Origin of the sequence: Bartonella sp. AA83SXKL (assembly GCF_042196965.1) — a bacterium.
GTDB lineage: Bacteria > Pseudomonadota > Alphaproteobacteria > Rhizobiales > Rhizobiaceae > Bartonella.
Genome location: NZ_JBHIRG010000301.1, coordinates 338 through 586 on the forward strand (window position 1 = coordinate 338; position 249 = coordinate 586).

Genomic DNA, 249 nt, shown 5'->3' on the forward strand with positions numbered 1-249 from the left:
TGGAGCAATATTTGTTGAGACAGAAATATTTTTTTCTTGAGCTTGTGGTGTAAGTGTTCGCACCGCTTCACTAATAATGGGTTCAAGATCGATATTTTTACGATCAAGGGTAAATCTTCCAGCTTCGATTTTGGACATATCAAGGATGTCATTGATAAGAGTGAGAAGATGGTTCCCTGAATTATAAATGTCATGCATATATTCTTGATAGCGTTGTGAGCCAAGAGGACCAAAGGTAGATTGCAACAT

Annotated in this window: 1 protein-coding gene; it reads right to left on the reverse strand. The window is 37.3% G+C overall.

The window, feature by feature from the left end; all coding sequences use genetic code 11:
- The coding region (locus ACFINO_RS11270) for a sensor histidine kinase (protein WP_375655934.1) at positions 1-249 on the reverse strand (249 nt) is incomplete at both ends.